A 19267-nucleotide genomic window follows, 5' to 3' on the forward strand; every position below is an offset into this window, starting at 1 on the left:
CCGCGCCCAGGACGTCCTCCGAGAGCGACGACAGCGGGCAGGGCGGGAGAACCTTTCGTGACTTCGGGTAACGGCAGGCGTTGGACCGGTAGGACAGCCCGGGCATCGGCCGCGCGAAAAGCCGGCCCGCAAGCGCCGCGGGTCGGCGGGGCGGGACGAGGTCCCGCGTCGTGGCTGGCGCGGCCGCTCGCGTCGTTCCATCTGGTCGTGACGATCGCCACGCTGCTGACGGCGCTCGGACTGGTCATGGTCCTGTCGGCATCCGGAGTCGTGGAGTACGCGGAGGGCGGGTCGGCGTATTCCCTGTTCATCCAGCAGACGTTGTTCGCGGCGATCGGCGCCGTCCTGTTCTACCTGGCCCTGCGGGTTCCGCTGCGCCTGTTGCGCCAGGCGTCGTTCCCGCTGTTCGCGATGTCGGTGCTGGCGCTGGTCCTGGTGCTCATCCCGGGTATCGGCACGCAGGTGCAGGGGGCGCGTCGCTGGTTGATCTTCGGCCCCGTCTCGGTGCAGCCGTCGGAGGTCGTGAAGGTGACCTTGATCGTCTGGGGCGCGCACCTGCTCGTTTCCCGGCGCGCGATCGGGTCGAGCCTTCGGGACATCCTGGTGCCGCTCGTCCCTGCGGGCGTGCTGGTGTGCCTGCTGATCGTGGTCCAGCCGAATCTCAGCACCACGGTGGCGGTGGGCATCATTCTCGGCGCCCTGCTGTGGTTCGGCGGTCTGCCGGTGCGGCTGTTCGTGACGATCGCGATCTCCGGTGTCGTCGCCGCGGGCGTGCTCGCGATGTCGGCCGGTTATCGGTCGAATCGGGTCCGGTCGTTCTTCAACCCCGGCTCCGATCCGCAGGGCGACAATTATCAAGCACGACAGGCCCTGTATTCGCTTGCCGACGGTGGCATCTGGGGCAGAGGGCTGGGACAGAGCCGGGCCAAGTGGAGCTATCTGCCGAACGCGCACAACGACTTCATCTTCGCGATCATCGGCGAAGAACTGGGCTTCCTCGGCTGCGCACTGGTGCTGGGGTTGTTCGCGTTGTTCGTCTACACCGGACTGCGCATCGCCGCCCGGTCGGCTGATCCGTTCCTGCAATTGCTGACCGCCTCCGCGACGACGTGGATCGCCGGACAAGCCATGATCAACATCGGGTACGTGGTGGGCCTGTTGCCGGTCACCGGGCTGCAGTTGCCCCTGGTGTCGGCCGGTGGCTCGTCGCTCGCGATCACCCTGCTCATGTTCGGGCTCATCGCCAACGCCGCGCGACACGAGCCGGAGGCCGTCGCGGCGCTGCACGCCGGACAGGACGGCCGTTTCAGTAGGCTGTTGCGGTTGCCCAAACCCGAGGTGTACGCCCCGGCTCGGGCGAGCGCGGCCCGCCGCGGCCGGGCGCCGCGGCAGGCCGACCGCGGACCGTCGGCGCTCCCGCGGGGGCGGGGCGGCCGGTTCGGCGCGGAACCGGCGCGGCGTCGCTCGCCGGAGAGCCGCGGCACCAGCTCGGCGCGCGCCACCCGGGCTTGGGAACCCAGCTATCCGGTCAATCACGCAAGAGAACGGGGAAGATCCAGGTGATCTCGGTAATCGTCGCGGGCGGCGGCACGGCGGGCCACATCGAACCGGCGCTGGCGGTGGCCGACGCGTTGCGGCGGCTCGACGACGGCATCCGAGTGACGGCACTGGGCACCGAACGCGGCCTGGAGACCCGCTTGGTCCCGGAACGCGGCTATCCGCTCGAGCTCATCCCTCCGGTCCCGTTGCCCCGCAAACCCACCGCCGATCTGCTGCGGTTGCCCGGCCGGGTGCGGGCCTCGGTGGCCGCCACCCGCTCGATCATCGATGCGGTCGAAGCCGACGTGATCATCGGTTTCGGCGGCTACGTGGCGCTTCCGGCGTATCTGGCGGCGGGTGCGGGCGTGCTGCGCCGCAGACGTCCGGTCCCGGTGGTGGTGCACGAGGCGAACGCGAAGGCCGGTATCGCCAACAAGGTCGGCGCTCGCCGCGCCGCGCGAGTGCTCGCGGCGGTCCCGGACTCCGGTCTGCCGGACGCGCGGGTGGTGGGCATCCCGGTGCGCGCCTCGATCACCACACTGGACCGCGTCGCGCTGCGCGCCGAGGCGCGGGCGCACTTCGGTCTCCCGGCCGACGGGCCGGTGCTGCTGGTCTTCGGCGGTTCCCAAGGTGCTCGGACGCTGAACGAGGCGGTTTCCGGTGCCGCTGCCCAGCTCGCCGCCGCGGGCATCTCGGTGCTGCACGCGCACGGCCCCAAGAACACCCTCGACGTGGACCAGGCCGAGGGGGACGGCGCCCGGTACGTGGCGGTGCCGTACCTGTCCCGGATGGACCTCGCCTACGCCGCCGCCGACGCGGTGGTCTGCCGATCAGGCGCGATGACCGTCGCCGAGGTCTCCGCGGTCGGGCTGCCCGCGTTCTACGTGCCGCTCCCGCACGGCAACGGGGAGCAGGAACTCAACGCCCGCCCCGTGGTGCGCCAGGGCGGTGGCAGAATTGTCCCCGATTCCGAGTTGACGCCGAAGTACGTGATCGATGAGGTGATTCCGCTGCTCATGGACCCCGAACGGCTGATCGAGATGGGCCGGGCCGCCGCAGGCGCCGGGCACCGTGACGCCGCCGACGAGGTGGCGCGGATCGCGATGGAGGTGGCGCGCCGATGAGCGACACCACCGCCGACCGGGTGGCACCGGACACCGGCGCCGAACGGACCGGGCTGCCTCCGGAGCTGGAGCGCGTGCACATGGTCGGCATCGGCGGGGCCGGGATGTCCGGCATCGCGCGGATTCTGCTGGCTCGCGGCGGCGCCGTGTCGGGGTCGGACGCGAAGGAGAGCCGGGGCGTGCTCGCGTTGCGCGCTCGGGGTGCGCAGGTGCGGATCGGCCACGACGCCACCGCCTTGGACCTGCTACCCGGCGGCCCGACCGCGGTGGTGACCACGTACGCGGCCATCCCGAAGACCAATCCGGAACTTGTCGAGGCCGCGCGGCGGGAGATCCCGGTGTTGTTGCGGCCCACGGTGCTGGCCTCGCTCATGCAGGGGCATCGCACCCTGCTCGTCTCCGGCACGCACGGCAAGACGTCCACCACCTCGATGCTCATCGTGTCTTTGCAGCACTGCGGGCTCGATCCGTCCTTCGCGGTGGGTGGCGAGCTGAACGAGGCGGGCACCAACGCCCATCACGGCACCGGCGACATCTTCGTGGCGGAGGCCGACGAGAGCGACGGCTCGCTGCTGCAATACGACCCGGACGTCGCCGTGGTCACCAACATCGAATCCGATCACCTGGATTTCTTCGGCTCCGACGAGGCCTACGTGCGGGTCTTCGACGACTTCGCCGATCGGCTCGCCGCGGGCGGCCTGCTGGTGGTATGCCTGGACGATCCGGGCTCGCGAGCGCTGGCCGAGCGGGTCGGCGCGCGCTTGGCCGAGCGGAACGTGCGCGTCCTCGGCTACGGCTCCGGTGACCTCGCGGACGCGCCGGTCCCGGTGGGCGCCCGGTTGCACAGCTGGGAACCGCGGGACGTCGGCGGCCTCGCGCAATTCCAGCTCGCCGACGAGGTCGCGCCGCGCACGCTGCGCCTGTCGGTGCCGGGCAGGCACATGGCGCTCAACGCGCTCGGGGCCCTGCTCGCCGCTCAGGCCACCAGCGCCGACGTGGGTGAGATCCTCCAAGGCCTGGAAGGGTTCGGCGGCGTGCACCGCCGGTTCCAGTTCGCCGGGCGGGAGAACGGCGTGCGGGTGTTCGACGACTACGCCCACCATCCCACCGAGGTGCGTGCCGTACTCGGCGCCGCCGCCGAATTGGTCCAGCAGGAGGCCCGCGACGGCGCCCGCTCCAGGCAGGGGCGGGTGATCGTGGTCTTCCAGCCGCACCTCTACAGCCGCACCGCGACCTTCGCGCAGGACTTCGGCGCCGCGCTGAGCCTGGCCGACGAGGTCGTCGTGCTCGACGTCTACGGCGCGCGGGAGAAACCGCTGCCGGGCGTGAACGGAGCGCTGGTCGCCCAGTCGGTGACGAAGCCGGTGCACTACCAACCGGATATGTCGCGGGTCGGACGCCAGGTCGCGGGGTTGGCGTTGCCGGGCGACGTGGTGATCACCATGGGCGCGGGCGACGTGACGATGCTCGGCAGCCAGATTCTCGACGGATTACGGGCGCGTCCCCAGCACGGACGGTGACCGGGGGTGCGCGGAGTCGGGTCGGCGCGCGCGGCCGGGCGTCGCGCGGGCGATCGGTTCGGTGAGATCGAATGGCGCCGGATTCGCCTGTGGGGATTGCTGGGCGTGTGCGTCTTCACAGTGGTCGCCGCGATCGCCTGGTTCACTCCGGCGCTGTCGGTGCGCACGGTACGCATCGACGGGGCGGTGGCGGTGCCCGAGCAACAAGTGCGGGATCTGCTCGAAATTCCGTCCGGCCGCTCGATACTGCGGATCGACACCGACGCCATGGCTCGGCGGGTGGCGAACATTCCGAAGGTGCGCACGGCACGGGTGCAGCGGATATTTCCGTCCACGGTCCGAGTGACGGTCGTCGAACGGGCTGCGGTGTTGTTCTACGACAGCCAGGACGGCGCGCATCTGCTGGACGCCGACGGCGTGGAATTCGCGGTCGAGCCCGCGCCGATCGGCGTGCCGAAGTTGATCACCGCTCATCCCGGCCGCGCCGATCCGCTGACCAGGGCGGCGGTCGCTGTGCTCGCCATCGTGCCGCCTGCGCTGGCAGTTCAGGTGAGTGAGGTTGCGGCGCGGTCCCTTTCGGACATTTCGCTGAATCTGAAGGATGGCCGCACGGTACTCTGGGGCGGGAGCGACGACGCCGAACGAAAGGCGGCGGTGGTGTTGCCGTTGTTGACGCGCCCCGGAACGGTGTTCGATGTGTCGAGTCCCAATCTGGTCACGGTAAAGTGATCCACACCCATTGCGCCCAGGTATTTTTCGGCGGTCCGGGAGTAGTTCCGGCACGGAGAAGGGGGCCGGGGGGCAACCGTTCACCATACGACGTGTGGAGCGGCGAGACGAGCGGGATCACGCAAGATTCTGGCTCTCGTTTCGGCGCGCCTGCGCGCGTATCGCGTCGGCTGCGAATAGCGTTCCGCACCAGTCGGATACTTGACATAACGCTAACCCTATGGTTGAGCTTTAGAGTTTGCCCGAGCCGCGGTTCGCTTCTCCAGCGACCCGACCCCGGAGCGGGCCGCGAAGCGGCGTGCCGAGAATCCGGAAACGACAGGCTTTAGATCGAAGGAAGGCGAGAGCCCATGACGCCCCCGCACAACTACCTTGCGGTGATCAAGGTCGTCGGTATCGGCGGCGGCGGTGTGAATGCCGTCAACCGGATGATCGAGCAGGGACTCAAAGGTGTCGAGTTCATCGCGGTCAACACCGACGCCCAGGCGCTGCTGATGAGCGATGCCGACGTCAAGCTCGACGTCGGCCGTGAGCTGACCCGCGGTCTCGGCGCCGGCGCGGACCCCGAGGTCGGGCGCAAGGCCGCCGAGGACCACAAGGACGAGATCGAAGAGGTGCTCAAGGGCGCCGACATGGTTTTCGTGACCGCGGGTGAGGGTGGCGGCACCGGCACCGGTGGCGCACCGGTCGTCGCGCAGATCGCGCGCAAGCTCGGTGCGCTCACCATCGGCGTGGTGACCCGTCCGTTCTCCTTCGAGGGCAAGCGGCGCGGGAACCAGGCCGAGGTCGGCATCAACCTGCTGCGCGAGTCGTGCGACACGCTGATCGTCATCCCGAACGACCGGCTGCTGCAGCTCGGCGACGCGGCGGTGAGCTTGATGGACGCCTTCCGCTCCGCGGACGAGGTGCTGCTCAACGGTGTGCAGGGCATCACCGACCTGATCACCACCCCCGGTCTGATCAACGTCGACTTCGCCGACGTCAAGAGCGTGATGTCCGGCGCGGGCAGCGCGCTGATGGGCATCGGTTCGGCGCGTGGCGAGGGCCGCTCGGTGAAGGCGGCCGAGTCGGCGATCAATTCACCGCTGCTGGAAGCGTCCATGGACGGTGCGCACGGCGTGCTGCTGTCGATCGCGGGCGGGTCCGACCTCGGCCTGTTCGAGATCAACGAGGCGGCGTCGCTGGTGCAGGAGGCCGCGCACATCGAGGCCAACATCATCTTCGGCACCGTGATCGACGATTCGCTCGGCGACGAGGTCCGGGTCACCGTGATCGCGGCGGGCTTCGACGGCGGCGGCCCGGCCCGGCGCACCTTCGAGAGTGCGGGCCGCGGCACCATCGGCACGGCTCGCTCGGGCGAGATCGGGCAGAGCCGCACCAGTGAGATCACCTCGCGCGGCAGCGACAGCACCCCGAGCGCGTCTCCTACCGGTACGGCGGGCCGCGGCACGCTGCCGAGCTACCGGGACACCGAACGGCCGCGCACCCTGGGCGAGCCGACGGTGACGAGCAACACGCGATCACACATCACGCCGCCGGACGCAGGCGACGATGACGACGACGTCGACGTGCCGTCGTTCATGCGGAGGGGCTGAGCGCTGGAGTCCGGTTCCGGCGCAGGCCGGGACCGAGCTGGAAAGAGCGATCCCGGCCCGCGCCGGGACGCGTCGGCGGGACACGGGGAGTGGTGTCCCGGAGTACGACCGTCGATCGATGAAATGAATACGGGGGACGCCGGCGCGGGGGCCGGCCGGGGGGTGACCGGGCTTCGGGTGCCCGATGCGACGCAACTGTCCCGACACCGGCCGAAGTTCCGCTCTCTACCTGGGCATTTCGACGCCGTTCGCGGAGCGCCATTACGCTCGTCGCCATGACTATCGCGCCGACCATCACTGTCCGACGGGTCACCACGACCAGGTCCGGAGGCTTCTCGGCGCCCCCTTACGACTCGTTCAATCTGGGTGACCATGTCGGCGACGATCCGGCGGCCGTGCGGCGCAACCGCGACCGGTTGGCCGAGGGCATCGGCCTGCCGCCCGAGCGCCTGGTCTGGATGGAACAGATCCACGGCCGCAATGTGGAGATCGTCGACGGGCCGCGCGCCGAACCGGTCCCGGCCACCGACGCGCTCGTGACCACCGTGCCCGGGCTCGCGCTGGTCGTGCTCACCGCCGACTGCGTGCCCATCCTGCTGTCCGACGACCAAGCGGGCGTGATCGCCGCCGTGCACGCGGGGCGGATCGGCGCGCGCATCGGCATCGTGCCGCGCGTGCTCGAGGCCATGGTGGCGGCCGGCGCCCGGCTGGAGCGGGTGGGCGCGTTGCTCGGTCCCGCCGCCTCCGGCCGTCAGTACGAGGTCCCGGCGGCGATGCGCGCCGACGTCGAAGCGCACCTGCCCGGCAGCGCGACCACCACGGTCCGCGGCACCCCCGGGCTGGATCTGCGCGCGGGCATCTCCCGGCAGCTCACCGAGGCGGGCGTCGGGGCGATCGCCGTCGACCCGCGCTGCACCATCGAGGACCACACCTTGTTCAGCCATCGCCGTGGCGCGCCGACCGGCCGGATCGGCGGCGTGATCTGGATGGAGGCCACGGCATGAGCGGTCAGGCCCGGAGGCGGCAGCGCAGCGTGACCACGCAGGGCCCCGCTCATGCCGACAACAGACACGGCATGAGCGGTCAGGCCCGGAGGAGGCAGCGCAGCGTGACCACGCAGGGCCTCGCTCATGCCGAAATCGGATACAGCATGAGCGGTCAGGCCCGGAGGCGGCAGCGCAGCGTGACCACGCAGGCCCCCGCTAATGCCGACAACAGAGACAGCATGAGCGCGCGAGCCGCCGCTCGGCCGATGCCGCGGAGCGTCGCCGAGGTGCGGGCATGAGCGCCGACGCGAAGACCGAGGTGGACGGCGCGCTCGCGGCCCGGACCGCCGAACTGTCGGAGAACCTGACGGGCCTTCTCGCCCGCATCGAGGCGGCGTGTCGCGCGGCCGGGCGGGCGCCGGATTCGGTGCGGCTGTTGCCGGTGACGAAGTTCTTCCCCGCCTCGGACGTGGCGATCCTGCACCGGCTGGGCCGGCGCGAGTTCGGCGAGTCGCGCGAGCAGGAAGCCGCGGCCAAGGTGGCGGCCCTGCGTGAGGAAGACCTCACCGGCGTCCGCTGGCATATGATCGGGCGGTTGCAGCGGAACAAAGCGCGCGGTGTCGCCCGCTGGGCGCACACCGTCCACTCCGTCGACAGCGAACGTCTGGCAACCGCTCTGGATGCCGGCGCCGTGGCCGCGCTGGAGGCGGGCGAGCGCACCGAGCCGTTGCGGGTGTTGCTCCAGGTGAGCCTGGACGACGACCCCGCCCGAGGCGGTGTCCCGGCGGGCGATCTTCCCGCGCTCGCCGAACGGATTGCGGGCGCTCCGGGATTACGTTTGTCGGGTCTGATGGCCATTCCTCCGTTGGACGCGAAGGCTGATGCCGCATTTGCGCGACTTGCGACGTTGCACACGTTGTTGCTCGCCGATCATCCGGACGCGACGGAGCTTTCCGCGGGAATGTCGGGCGATCTGGAATGCGCGATCGAACACGGTTCGACGGTTGTGCGTGTCGGTACCGCCTTGATGGGTATACGACCGATAACCTCGGGCTAGCAAAGAAACCTCATCAGTCACATTCGACACATATGCTGGGATCTGACGAGGGCTGAGCAAGACTTCAACACCCGGCCGCCACCGGGGCCGAAGGAAGGTCGACCAATGAGCACGCTGCACAAGTTCAAGGCGTACTTCGGCATGGTTCCGCTCGAGGATTACGAAGACGACTACGTCGACGATCGCGCCCCCCGAGGCGTGGACGAGCGCGGTGCTCGCCGGCCCCGGCCCCGTGACTACTCCGACCGCGACGGCTACGTCGACCGCTACGGCGAGGATCGATACGGCGCAGGCCGTTTCGACGAGGTCGACTACCCCGAGCCCGCCTACAAGTCCCCGTACAAGCCGGGTTACTCGGTGTCGCGCCGCGACGACTACGTCGACGAGCCCTACGGCGACTACGACGCGCCCCGGCGGCCCACCCGGATCGAGTCCGCCCCGTCGGGCCGGTTCCGGGCGGGCGGGAGCGCGCCACCGCTGCGCGGTGCCACACGAGGCGCGCTCGCCGTCGATCCCGACGCCGAGGAGCGCAGGCTGGAGGAGCGCGTGCGTCCCGAGCCCGCCCCGGTGCGGCGGCCCGGGATCTTCGAGGACGGAGGCCCCTTGTCCAAGATCACGACGCTGCGCCCGCGCGACTACAGCGAGGCCCGGATCATCGGCGAACGCTTCCGTGAGGGCAATCCGGTGATCATGGATCTGGTGGATCTGAGCAACGCCGACGCCAAGCGGCTGGTCGACTTCGCCGCTGGTCTCGCCTTCGCGCTGCGCGGATCGTTCGACAAGGTCGCGACGAAAGTGTTCCTGCTCTCACCGGCGGATGTCGACGTATCAGCGGAAGAACGCAGGCGCATCGCGGAAACCGGCTTCTACAACCAGAAATAAGGTCGTGATCTGGGGGGTGGAGCAGACCTGGCGCCGGTTGTGCGGCGCGGTCATTTTGCGCGAAGCGATTTTTACGGCAGAGTGAACTGGTGGCCTTGTTCGCGGTGCTGTACTTCGTACTGTTCATCTTCTGGCTGTTGCTGATCAGCCGGGTGATCGTCGAGTTCATCCGTAGCTTTGCCCGAGACTGGCGTCCTACCGGTGTCGTGGTCGTCGTCCTGGAGGTGATCTTCACGATCACCGATCCCCCGGTGAAACTGCTGCGGCGGTTGATACCCCCGGTATCGCTGGGCGGAATTCGCCTGGATCTGTCGATTATGGTCCTGCTTTTCATCGTCTTCATCCTGATGTCGATCGTGGGCAGGCTCGGGCAACCGGTAGCTCCGGTGTGACAGAATGGGCCGTGAAGACAGCTTGCTAGATCTGCTAGATCTCCAAAAGACGCGTGAAGGGATCCTTCCATGCCGCTGACCCCAGCCGATGTGCACAACGTCGCGTTCAGCAAACCGCCGATCGGGAAGCGTGGCTACAACGAGGACGAAGTCGACGCGTTCCTGGATCTCGTGGAGCAGGAGCTCTCGCGCCTCATCGAGGAGAACGCCGATCTGCGCCAGCGGGTCGCCGAACTGGATGCGGAACTGGCCGACGCCAAGAAGAACCGCGGCCCGGCCGTGGCGAACACCGTGAAGGCGCCGATTCCGCAGGCCCCGCCGCCGCCGCCGGAACCGATCAAGCCCCCGGTGCCCGCCGCGCCGCCCGCTCCGATGCCCGCCGCGCCGGTGGCCAAGGACGCGCCCGGCGCGGACGCCAACCTGCAGGCCGCCAAGGTGCTCAGCCTCGCCCAGGAGATGGCGGACCGGCTGACCAGCGATGCGAAGGCCGAGGCGGAAAGCCTGCTGTCGAATGCCCGGGCGAATTCCGAGCGACTGGTCGGTGACGCCAGGACCCGGTCGGAGGCCATGATCGCCGACGCCCGCCAGAAGTCGGACGCGATGTTGTCGGACGCGCAGAGCCGCTCGGACAGCCAGCTGCGCCAGGCCAAGGAGAAGGCCGACGCGCTGCAGGCGGACGCCGAGCGCAAGCACACCGAGATCATGGCGACCATCACGCAGCAGCGCAGTGTGCTGGAGAGCCGGATCGAGCAGCTCAAGACGTTCGAGCGGGAGTACCGGGTGCGCTTGAAGTCGTACCTGGAGTCGCAGCTCGAGGAGCTGGAGAACCGTGGCTCCGCCGTCCCGGTCGACGGCGGCGACGCCTTCGTGGATGCCAACACGGCGAACAACCTCGCGCCGGCGTCCTTCGCCAAGGGTGGCAAGTAACGCGTCGCGCCCCAGCACAGCAGTTCGCATACCGTTAGAGGAACTGTCGAGCCGCCCGGCATGTCTTGGGGGTCATCATGCTCGTCTTGACACTCGTCCTTGCCGCGATCGGCTTCGCCCTGCTCGTGGCCGCGCTCACCACCGGATCGGTGATCTGGGCGTGGGGCTGCATCGTGGTGTGCGTCATCGGCGCGATGCTCTTGCTGGTGAGTGCTTTGTCCATGCGGAGTCCGGATGGTGATTCCCCGCCGCCTCCTGGTCGTCATGCCAAACGCTGACCTGCCTGACAAAGTGAGTTGACCGCTCCGGCTAGAATCAAACATGAATACGGCGTCGATCCGGCCATCACCGGGGAGCCTTCGGAAGAACGGCGGCACGGCCTGCGGGCCGGGCGCTCAGTAGAACCGAACGGGTGAGCCCGTCACAGCTCGGAATGAGAGGTCCGGTGTCCGCCACACCGGACAAGCGGGGTGGTACCGCGGTTTCGGCGCACCGGGCGCCGTCGTCGTCCCCGTGCCAACGACTCGGCACGAGGAGACGTATCCGCCATGGCGGACCAGACTTCCAGCAACAGCGCGTACCCGCGCGTCGACCTGAGCGTCGGCAACGGGGCGTCGTTCCCCGAGATGGAGCGCCGCGTGCTCGACGCGTGGGCGGCCGCCGACACATTCCGCGCCAGCATCGAAAACCGTTCCGGCGCAGCGGAATTCGTCTTCTATGACGGGCCGCCCTTTGCCAACGGTCTGCCGCATTACGGACATTTGCTCACCGGATACGTCAAAGACCTCGTTCCGCGTTTCCAAACCATGCGCGGCAAGCGGGTCGACCGGCGATTCGGCTGGGACTGCCACGGACTGCCCGCCGAAATCGAAGCCGAAAAGCAGCTCGGTATCACGGACAAATCACAGATCGATGCGATGGGCCTCGCGGAATTCAACGCGGCCTGCAAAACGTCGGTGCTGCGCTACACCGGGGAATGGCGCGACTACGTGACGCGCCAGGCCCGCTGGGTCGACTTCGACAACGACTACAAGACGCTGGACACCGACTTCATGGAGTCGGTGATGTGGGCGTTCAAGACGCTGTACGACAAAGGCCTGATCTATCAGGGCTTCCGGGTGCTGCCCTACAGCTGGTACGAGCAGACGCCGTTGTCGAATCAGGAAACCCGCTTGGACGACGCCTACAAGATGCGCCAGGACCCGGCGGTGACCGTCGACATGGCGTTGCGCGTGCCGGCCGAGCATCCGCTGCACGAACTCGACGGCGCCAACGCGCTGATCTGGACCACCACGCCGTGGACCCTGCCGTCCAACCTGGCGATCGCGGTGCACCCCGACGTCCGCTACGTGCACCTGCGCGGGGCCGACGGCAAACGCTATGTGCTCGCGGCCGAACGGGTCTCGCATTACGCGCGGGAGTTCGGCGAGGAGCCGGAGGTGCTCGCCGAGTTCGACGGCGCCGCGCTGGCCGAGCTGTCCTACGCGCCGCCGTTCGACTTCTTCGTCGGTCACCCCAACGCGCACCGGGTGCTCACCGCCGACTACGTGACCACCGACTCCGGCACCGGCATCGTGCATCTGGCGCCCGCCTTCGGTGAGGAGGACATGGACGTCGCCTCCGCGCACGGCATCGAGCTGGTGCAGCCGCTGGATCCGGGCGGCAAGTTCACCTCGATGGTGCCGCCCTACGAGGGCCTCATGGTGTTCGACGCCAACCCGGTGATCATCAAGGATCTCAAGGCCGCGGGAAAGCTGTTGCGGCACGAGACGATCGAGCACTCCTACCCGCACAGCTGGCGCTCCGGGCAGCCGCTGATCTACATGGCCGTGCCGTCCTGGTTCGTCGCGGTCACCAAGTTCCGCGACCGCATGGTCGAACTGAACAAACAGATCACCTGGGTGCCCGAGCACATCCGCGACGGCCAGTTCGGCAAGTGGCTGGAAGGCGCGCGGGATTGGAACATCAGCCGCAACCGGTACTGGGGCAGCCCGATCCCGGTATGGGTGTCGGACGATCCGGCCTACCCGCGCGTCGACGTGTACGGCTCGCTGGACGAGCTGGAGCGCGATTTCGGCGTGCGCCCGGCCGACCTGCACCGTCCGATGATCGACGAGCTCACCCGGCCGAATCCCGACGACCCGACCGGCAAATCGACGATGCGCCGAGTGCCGGAGGTGCTGGACTGCTGGTTCGAGTCCGGCTCGATGCCGTATGCCCAGGTGCACTACCCGTTCGAGAACAAGGAGTGGTTCGACAGCCACTTCCCGGGCGATTTCATCGTCGAGTACAACGGGCAGACCCGCGGCTGGTTCTACACGCTGCACGTGCTGGCGACGGCTCTGTTCGACAGCCCGGCGTTCAAGACGGTTGCCGCGCACGGCATCGTGCTCGGTGACGACGGCCTGAAGATGAGCAAGTCCAAGGGCAACTACCCGGACGTCAACGAGGTGTTCGACCGGGACGGCTCGGACGCGATGCGCTGGTTCCTGATGAGTTCGCCGATCCTGCGCGGCGGCAACCTGATCGTCACCGAGCGCGGTATCCGCGAGGGTGTGAGCCACGCGCTGCGCCCGTTGTGGAACGCGTGGACGTTCCTGCAGCTGTACGCGTCGAAGCCCGGAGTGTGGCGCACCGATTCGCCGCACGTGCTGGATCGCTACATCCTGGCGAAGCTGGCGCGCACCAGGGATGTCATCACCGAGGCGCTGGAGACCTACGACATCGCGGGCGCCTGCGAGGAACTGCGCTCGTTCGCCGACGCGCTGACCAACTGGTACGTGCGTCGCTCGCGCTCGCGGTTCTGGAGTGAGGACCGCGACGCGGTGGACACCCTGCACACGGTGCTCGAGGTGGTCACCCGGCTGGCGGCACCGCTGCTTCCGCTGATCACCGAGGTGATCTGGCGCGGGCTGACCGGCGGCGACTCGGTGCACCTGGCCGACTGGCCGAAGGAGGGGGAGTTGCCGGATGATCCCGAGCTGGTCGCCGCCATGGACGAGGTGCGGGTGGTGTGCTCGACGGTGCTGAGCCTGCGCAAGGCGCAGAACCTGCGGGTGCGGCTGCCGCTGGCCGAGGTCACCATCGCCGCTGCCGACGCCGAGCGGCTGGCGCCGTTCGCCGACATCGTCGCCGACGAGGTCAACGTCAAGAAGGTGGACCTGACCACGGATGTGGACGCGCACGGCCGCTTCGAGCTGGTGGTCAACGCTCGCGCCGCGGGACCGCGCCTGGGCAAGGACGTCCAGACGGTGATCAAGGCGGTGAAGGCCGGTGAGTGGTCCGAGGACGCGGACGGTACGGTCCGGGCGGCGGGCATCGCCCTGCTGCCCGAGGAGTACACCCAGCGCCTGGTCGCGGCCGAACCGGAGTCGACCGCGGCGCTGCCGGGCAATGCCGGTCTCGTGGTGCTGAATTCGGTGGTCACCGAGGAGCTGGAGGCCGAGGGCTGGGCGCGGGACCTGATCCGCGACCTCCAGGAGACCAGGAAGTCCGCCGGGTTGGACGTCTCCGACCGCATCACCGTGGTCCTGGACGTCCCCGCGGACCGGGCCGAGTGGGCGCGGACCCACCGTGACCTGATCGCGGGCGAAATCCTCGCCACGACGCTGACCTTCGGCGACGCGGGTCCGCAGGCCACCGATCTGGTCGGCGGTGTGCGCGCGACGATCGCGAAGGCCTGAGCGCCGGGCACCGAGTGAATCGGGGCGGAACCTGACGGGTTCCGCCCCGATTGCTGTTCCGAACGGCCTTGTGTCGCGCGGGCAGACCGCGGCAGTGATCGGCGAAGGTCGTGCGGCACCTGACGAACAGGGGCGATGTCCTCGGCCGGGCCGGACACGGTCGGCTTGCTCCCCGACACTCGAGGTGACCGTGGCGGCGGTCCGGTCGCGCACCGTGCGCTATCGAAGGGCAACTCGCTGGCAAGGCGCGATCGACTTCCCGCGCCGCCCTCTCGGCATTATTAGTGATATAGATCACATGCTGATAGTTTGCTGATTCCCGACAATTCGCCGATCTCCCAGGCACAATCTGCCATGTCGCTGCTGTTACCCAGGTGATCTCCGGGGCGGCAGTTTCTCTTATCGGCGTGTCGTACTTGGAATTTGGCCGTGCTGGAAACAGGTCCGGCGCGGGTGGCCGCGGCTCCGTATCGGAGACCGCTGTCGATGCCATGTGTTAGCCAGGCTGCCGATCGGTGGCCAAGTCAACTGCGCCCATGGAAGGGGCGAGCACGTGCCGAGAAAATCGTTGCACCGCATCGCACTCGGATTCCTGCTCTCGACCATCGCAATCGTTCTGCTCGCCGGACCCGGCTGGGCCGACACCGGCAGCGCCTCCGGCAGCGGGCCGGGTAGCGCCTCCTCCGGTTCGGCCTCGGGTAGCGGTCCCGGTGGCGACTCCGGCAGCGCCAGCGGCTCGGGCATCCTGCCGGTGCCCAGTGTGTTCGGCGTCGGCGCGCTGGCCGCGGCGACGACGCAGATCGGCAAGCCGTACGAATGGGGCGGGACCGGCCCCAACAGCTGGGACTGCTCGGGTCTGGTGCAATGGGCCTACCGTCAAGTCGGCGTGAGCATTCCGCGGACAACCTGGCAGCAGGCCAAGGCGGGTGCGCCGGTCCCGATGGGCTCGCTGTCGCTCGGCGACGTGGTGGTGCTGAATCGGGATGGCTCGCACGTCGGCATCTACGCGGGTAACGGACAAGTACTCAACGCTTACGACTGGGGTGTGCCGGTGGGCTACACCCCGCTCGACGAATTCGACATCTACGCCATCCGCCGCTTCTGAGCACGCACCCGACCGAGGGCAGCCGACGCTGATCGCGGCTGCTTCCGGGATGGCACGGCCCCGACCAGCAGTGTGGTCGGGGCCGCGTCGGCTCCGCGCTGCCCCGCCGAACAGTTGACGGTCGGCAGCCAGCTGTTCGACCGGCGGACGAATCCCTCGGGAACGGCACCGATCCGGCACATCCTGCCAGCGGGGCCCGCATTCGAGCCAAGGTGCCCAGGTGTGGTGCCGCGATACCTGCCGGCGACACTCCGGCCAGAGATCACCGGAAGTCACCACGTCGAGGACGACGGCCTCCCGTCCTGGTAGGCGGACGGTCCCGCGGCGGTTGCCGTCGGTGGAGCCGGGCCGCGCCGCCGGTTCGGTCGCCGTGGCGGTGCGGCCCGGAGGTCACCGGTCGAGGCCGTCGGCCAGGTCGCGCAGCGAGGGGCCGTACTGCGGATGGGCCAGGGCGGAGGCGAATTGCGCCACCAAGTAGTCGGCCGGGTTACCGGTGTCGTACCACCGGCCGCGGATCACCTGGCCGAAGACCGGGTTGTTCGCCGCGTGCACGTTGATCGCGTCGGTGAGATACACCTCACCGGTGCGGTGCTCGTACCACGCTTCGGTCTGCCTGCGCAGTTCCTCGATGATGCCGGGCGTGACGACGTAGCCGCCGATCGCGGCGAAGGACGACGGCGCGTCCTTCGGCTTCGGCTTCTCCCGCAGCCCGGTGATCCGCAGCAGGCCGCTGCCGTGGTCGTCGGCGACCACCGGCACGCCGTAGCGCTGCGACTCGGCGGGGTCCATCGGCATCAGCGCGAGGACGGGCGCCCCGGTGGCCTCGTAGGCATCGATGAGTTGCTGGGCGCGCGGCACCTCGGCGACGAACACGTCGTCCGGCCACAGCACCAGCATCGGCTCGTCGCCGAGGTTGCGGGCGGCGTTGAGCACGGGAGTGCCGTTGCCGTACGGCCCGTGCTGGTCGAGGTAGGTGATGTGGCCGAGCCGGGACAGCTCGCCGACCTCCTCGACCGCGTCGGCGAAGGCGGTCTTGCCGTCCGCGCGCAGCTGGGCCACCAAGGCGGGGTTGGGGCGGAAGTGGTCCTGGATCAATGATTTTCCGCCGCTGACCACGATGGTGATGTCGGTGATGCCCGAAGCGACCAGCTCACGGACCGTGTGCTCGATGACCGGCTTGTCGCCGACCGGCAGCATCTCCTTGGGGATCGCCTTGGTCAGCGGAAGCAGCCGGGAGCCGATACCGGCGGCCGGGATGACGGCCTTGCGGATATTCATGGGTCCGATCATCACATATCGGACCGCGTGCCCGGCTCCGCGCCCGCGGCACGTCGGCGGGTGTTTCGAGACTGTCGCGTACATGGTCCGTCGGGGAAAAGGGGCAGATCACAGCCGTAGTGACGGGACGAAGCGGCCGCCGCAGCCGAGCCGGAGCCGACGCCGATACCGGCAGATAACCGACAGCTAGCGCACAGCCATCCGACAGCGCCGCCGCCGGCTCCGGGTTGTCGGTGGACGGGCGTACATTGCACCCGTGCGTACCGAGAAACCGATCGTCGAGCGGGTGACCGCGCGGTCGACCGGGACCGGGACGGCACGCGGCGACGGCGCGGTGTCTCCGCGGCATCGTCCGGTGCTCGCCGACGCGGACAGCGCCGCTCGGCGTTGGGTGCTGCACATAGATATGGACGCGTTCTTCGCCTCCGTCGAACAGCTGACCCGGCCGACGTTGCGCGGCAGGCCGGTGCTCGTCGGCGGGATCGGCGGGCGCGGGGTCGTGGCCGGGGCCAGCTACGAGGCGCGGGTGTTCGGCGCCCGGTCGGCGATGCCGATGCATCAGGCGCGCCGGTTGGTGGGTGTCACCGCGGTGGTGGTGCCGCCGCGCGGAGCGGTCTACGGCGTGGTCAGCGGGCAGGTCTTCGACGCGCTGCGCAGCCGGATCCCGGTGCTGGAGACGCTGTCGTTCGACGAGGCGTTCGGCGAGCCCGCCGAACTGGCCGGCGCGACGGTCGCCCGGGTGCACGCGTTCTGCGAGGAACTGCGCGCGGTGGTGCGCGAACGGACGGGGTTGACCGCCTCGGTGGGCGCGGGCACCGGAAAGCAATTGGCCAAGATCGCCTCTGGCCTGGCAAAACCCGATGGGGTTCGAGTGATATCGCCGGTCGAACAGCCGCGCCTGCTCGCGGGGCTGCCGGTGCGCAAACTGTGGGGCATCGGGCCGGTCGCGGAGAGCCGGTTGCGTTCGCTGGGCATCGAGACCGTGGGCGCCTTCGCGGCCCTGCCGGAAGCGGACGCGATGTCGATTCTCGGCGGCAGCGTGGGCGCCGCGCTGCACCGGCTGGCGCGCGGCATCGATGACCGCCCAGTGGCCGAACGCACCGAGGCGAAGCAGATCAGCGCGGAGACCACCTACGAGACCGACATCGTCAGCCTCGCGCAGCTGCGTCCGGCCATCGAGGACATGGCCGCCGCCGCGCACCGGCGCCTGACCGGCGACGGGCGTGCGGCGCGCACCGTGGTGCTCAAACTGAAGAAGTCCGATATGAGCATCGTCACTCGCTCCTTCACACTGCCCTACGCCACCGAGGACCTGGCCACCCTCGCCGCCGCGGCGCAGCGTTCGGCGCTCGACCCGAGGGAACTGGGTCCGATCCGCCTCGTCGGCGTCGGCTACGGCGGTCTTTCGACCGTCCGGCAGGAATCGCTGTTCCCCGAACTGGATCGCGGACCGGCCGCCGAGATCGCCACGGCGGAACCCGAATCCGAGCCGGCGCACGCCGCCGACCGCGACAATGCCGCGCCGGTCCTGCCCGTCGCCGTCTGGCATCCCGGTATGGACGTCACGCACCCCGAGCACGGCCACGGCTGGGTGCAGGGCGCCGGGCTCGGCGTCGTGACCGTCCGCTTCGAAACCCGGTCCACCGGCCCGGGTCCCGCGCACACCTTCGCCGCCGACGATGCCGCGCTCACCCGGGCCGATCCGCTGGGCAGCCTGCTCTGACGGGCACGGCCCGCGGCTCGACATCGCCCGGCGGGGCGCGTACGTTCGCTGCCGACGACCATCGACGGTCCCGTGTGGATCCGAGCGGCGCCGCCCGGTGCCGGTAGCCTGGGACCTCGTGCAGCGCCGCCGGTTCGGGGGCGGCTGCCACGGTGGAACACGACACGGACCTCTCGAACGCAAAGGACGAGCAGTTGAAGCTTCGTAAGACTGGACGCATCGCGATCGCCGGGCTGGCCATCGTCGCCGCGCTTGGCCTGACCGCCTGCGGTGGCGACGACAAGGACAGCAAGCTCGCCGCCAAGACGTCGACCAGCGCCAAGGCGTCGGCGACCGCGAGCGCGAACCTGCCGCCGGTCCCCACGCCCGCGGAGCTGAACACCGCCCTCGCCCGTGCGCTGGACCCGTCGGTGCCCGCGGCCGAGAAGCTGGACAACGTCCAGGGCGCCGAGGCCGATCCGACGCTGCCGGACCGCCTGTCCCAGGCCGCGTCGGGCGCCGACGTGAAGATCGAGGTCACCGACGTCACCTCGTTCGGCGACAGCGTGAACGCGAAGGCCAAGTTCATCCTCAACGGCCAGGAGAACATCGTCGACGTGCCGTTCGTCGCCGACAACGGCAAGTGGAAGATCCAGAAGCAGTGGGCCTGCACCATGTTGACCAACCTCGGCCAGCAGTCGGCGGCCTGCAGCTGAGTTCACTCGACCGGCCGGTCGCCGCGCTCTTC

At 69.3% G+C, this 19267-nt stretch carries 16 protein-coding genes; 15 read left to right on the top strand and 1 reads right to left on the bottom strand.

Translation table 11 applies throughout. The features are described 5' to 3' along the window. Window positions 1–57 precede the first annotated feature (57 nt). From ftsW to GVY64_RS10935, 13 genes are all read left to right on the top strand, one after another. Window positions 58–1563: a putative lipid II flippase FtsW gene (gene ftsW, locus GVY64_RS10875; protein ID WP_201297970.1), complete on the top strand. Its 1506-nt coding sequence runs from the start codon at window positions 58–60 to the stop codon at window positions 1561–1563. Then, window positions 1560–2663, top strand: a complete 1104-nt coding sequence (gene murG / locus GVY64_RS10880; RefSeq protein WP_201297971.1) for an undecaprenyldiphospho-muramoylpentapeptide beta-N-acetylglucosaminyltransferase — start codon at window positions 1560–1562, stop codon at window positions 2661–2663. Before ftsW ends, murG begins: the two co-directional genes overlap by 4 nt. Further along, window positions 2660–4183 carry a UDP-N-acetylmuramate--L-alanine ligase gene (murC, locus tag GVY64_RS10885; protein WP_159840397.1) on the top strand — a complete coding sequence of 508 codons (1524 nt, stop codon included), beginning with the start codon at window positions 2660–2662 and terminating at the stop codon, window positions 4181–4183. Before murG ends, murC begins: the two co-directional genes overlap by 4 nt. Before the next feature lie 6 nt (window positions 4184–4189). Further along, window positions 4190–4912: an FtsQ-type POTRA domain-containing protein gene (locus GVY64_RS10890; protein ID WP_159840398.1), complete on the top strand. Its 723-nt coding sequence runs from the start codon at window positions 4190–4192 to the stop codon at window positions 4910–4912. 350 nt (window positions 4913–5262) lie between these two features. After that, window positions 5263–6507 carry a cell division protein FtsZ gene (ftsZ, locus tag GVY64_RS10895; RefSeq protein WP_159840399.1) on the top strand — a complete coding sequence of 415 codons (1245 nt, stop codon included), beginning with the start codon at window positions 5263–5265 and terminating at the stop codon, window positions 6505–6507. 275 nt (window positions 6508–6782) lie between these two features. Beyond that, on the top strand, window positions 6783–7511 hold the full coding sequence (pgeF, locus tag GVY64_RS10900) for a peptidoglycan editing factor PgeF (RefSeq protein ID WP_159840400.1): 729 nt from the start codon (window positions 6783–6785) through the stop codon (window positions 7509–7511). A gap of 277 nt (window positions 7512–7788) precedes the next feature. After that, window positions 7789–8550 (top strand): YggS family pyridoxal phosphate-dependent enzyme, encoded by a 762-nt coding sequence (locus GVY64_RS10905; RefSeq protein WP_159840401.1) that lies wholly within the window; start codon window positions 7789–7791, stop codon window positions 8548–8550. Between the two features lie 105 nt (window positions 8551–8655). Beyond that, window positions 8656–9432, top strand: a complete 777-nt coding sequence (locus GVY64_RS10910; protein ID WP_159840402.1) for a cell division protein SepF — start codon at window positions 8656–8658, stop codon at window positions 9430–9432. 89 nt (window positions 9433–9521) lie between these two features. Further along, the gene (locus GVY64_RS10915) at window positions 9522–9824 is read left to right on the top strand and encodes a YggT family protein (protein WP_039797136.1); all 303 of its coding nucleotides are present in this window, start codon (window positions 9522–9524) and stop codon (window positions 9822–9824) included. Between the two features lie 69 nt (window positions 9825–9893). After that, on the top strand, window positions 9894–10751 hold the full coding sequence (gene wag31 / locus GVY64_RS10920) for a DivIVA-like cell division protein Wag31 (protein ID WP_159840403.1): 858 nt from the start codon (window positions 9894–9896) through the stop codon (window positions 10749–10751). A gap of 77 nt (window positions 10752–10828) precedes the next feature. Further along, window positions 10829–11029 (top strand): hypothetical protein, encoded by a 201-nt coding sequence (locus GVY64_RS10925; RefSeq protein ID WP_084488747.1) that lies wholly within the window; start codon window positions 10829–10831, stop codon window positions 11027–11029. A 270-nt stretch (window positions 11030–11299) separates the two neighbouring features. Continuing rightward, window positions 11300–14434 (top strand): isoleucine--tRNA ligase, encoded by a 3135-nt coding sequence (gene ileS, locus GVY64_RS10930; protein ID WP_159840404.1) that lies wholly within the window; start codon window positions 11300–11302, stop codon window positions 14432–14434. 553 nt (window positions 14435–14987) lie between these two features. After that, window positions 14988–15539: an NlpC/P60 family protein gene (locus tag GVY64_RS10935; protein WP_236566740.1), complete on the top strand. Its 552-nt coding sequence runs from the start codon at window positions 14988–14990 to the stop codon at window positions 15537–15539. Window positions 15540–15929: 390 nt separating this feature from the next. Here GVY64_RS10935 and GVY64_RS10940 read toward each other — a convergent pair whose 3' ends face one another. After that, window positions 15930–16817, bottom strand: a complete 888-nt coding sequence (locus GVY64_RS10940) for a UTP--glucose-1-phosphate uridylyltransferase (protein ID WP_201297972.1) — start codon at window positions 16815–16817, stop codon at window positions 15930–15932. A 406-nt stretch (window positions 16818–17223) separates the two neighbouring features. Between GVY64_RS10940 and GVY64_RS10945 the strand changes: the two genes are divergently transcribed. Together GVY64_RS10945 and GVY64_RS10950 are read left to right on the top strand one after the other, a co-directional pair. Continuing rightward, window positions 17224–18540, top strand: a complete 1317-nt coding sequence (locus GVY64_RS10945) for a DNA polymerase IV (protein WP_159840424.1) — start codon at window positions 17224–17226, stop codon at window positions 18538–18540. A 194-nt stretch (window positions 18541–18734) separates the two neighbouring features. Continuing rightward, complete coding sequence (locus GVY64_RS10950; RefSeq protein WP_159840406.1) at window positions 18735–19235, top strand: hypothetical protein; 501 nt, start codon at window positions 18735–18737, stop codon at window positions 19233–19235. The last annotated feature ends 32 nt before the right edge of the window (window positions 19236–19267 follow it).

Source organism: Nocardia sp. CY41, assembly GCF_009829325.1.
Classification (GTDB): Bacteria; Actinomycetota; Actinomycetes; order Mycobacteriales; family Mycobacteriaceae; genus Nocardia.

Coding starts and splice junctions, on each gene's coding strand:
- wag31 (WP_159840403.1), top strand. CDS start 9,894: ATGCCGCTGACCCCAGCCGATGTGCACAACGTCGCGTTCAGCAAACCG.
- murC (WP_159840397.1), top strand. CDS start 2,660: ATGAGCGACACCACCGCCGACCGGGTGGCACCGGACACCGGCGCCGAA.
- GVY64_RS10910 (WP_159840402.1), top strand. CDS start 8,656: ATGAGCACGCTGCACAAGTTCAAGGCGTACTTCGGCATGGTTCCGCTC.
- ileS (WP_159840404.1), top strand. CDS start 11,300: ATGGCGGACCAGACTTCCAGCAACAGCGCGTACCCGCGCGTCGACCTG.
- GVY64_RS10925 (WP_084488747.1), top strand. CDS start 10,829: ATGCTCGTCTTGACACTCGTCCTTGCCGCGATCGGCTTCGCCCTGCTC.
- GVY64_RS10945 (WP_159840424.1), top strand. CDS start 17,224: ATGGACGCGTTCTTCGCCTCCGTCGAACAGCTGACCCGGCCGACGTTG.
- GVY64_RS10905 (WP_159840401.1), top strand. CDS start 7,789: ATGAGCGCCGACGCGAAGACCGAGGTGGACGGCGCGCTCGCGGCCCGG.
- GVY64_RS10940 (WP_201297972.1), bottom strand. CDS start 16,817: ATGAATATCCGCAAGGCCGTCATCCCGGCCGCCGGTATCGGCTCCCGG.
- pgeF (WP_159840400.1), top strand. CDS start 6,783: ATGACTATCGCGCCGACCATCACTGTCCGACGGGTCACCACGACCAGG.
- ftsZ (WP_159840399.1), top strand. CDS start 5,263: ATGACGCCCCCGCACAACTACCTTGCGGTGATCAAGGTCGTCGGTATC.